Origin of the sequence: Thiococcus pfennigii, from assembly GCF_016583835.1 — a bacterium.
Taxonomy (GTDB): domain Bacteria; phylum Pseudomonadota; class Gammaproteobacteria; order Chromatiales; family Chromatiaceae; genus Thiococcus; species Thiococcus pfennigii.
In genome coordinates this window covers 1-572 of the sequence record NZ_NRRW01000153.1, presented here as the reverse complement: position 1 = coordinate 572, position 572 = coordinate 1, and the positions used below count along the sequence as shown (strand labels likewise).

Below are 572 nucleotides of genomic sequence, written 5' to 3'. Positions count from 1 at the left end.
GAACGGCCAGATGCGGCGCACTTGCTCGTTGCGGGTTAGGTCGATCTCAGCAACGAGCAGGCTCTCCTGGTCGGACGGAGCGCGCGCCAGGATCTCGCCCTGCGGGCCGCAGATGAAGGAGTTGCCCCAGAACTGGATGCCATCTTTGGGATCAGTCGCGCCCGGAGCCGACTCAAACCCAACCCGATTGCAAGCCAGTAGCGGTAATCCGTTTGCGATCGCGTGACCGCGCTGCACTGTCATCCAGGCATCCAACTGGCGCGCCTGCTCGGCAGCATCATCATTCAGATCCCAGCCGATGGCAGTCGGATACAGCAGCAGCTCCGCCCCGGCTAGCGCCATCAAACGCGCCGCCTCCGGAAACCACTGATCCCAGCAGACCAGCACTCCAAGCCGGCCCACAGCCGTGTCGACGGGCTCAAAGCCCAGATCGCCAGGTGTAAAGTAAAACTTCTCGTAGAAGCCGGGATCATCCGGGATATGCATTTTTCGATACACGCCCGCTAGGCTGCCATCCGCGTCTAGGACGACCGCCGTGTTGTGATAGACACCCGGCCCTCTGCGCTCAAACA

The 572-nt window shown here is 61.9% G+C and carries 1 protein-coding gene; it reads right to left on the bottom strand.

What is annotated here, in order from left to right; translation table 11 throughout:
• On the bottom strand, positions 1–572 hold a 572-nt coding region (locus tag CKO41_RS18330; RefSeq protein ID WP_276568971.1), incomplete at both ends, for a nitrilase-related carbon-nitrogen hydrolase.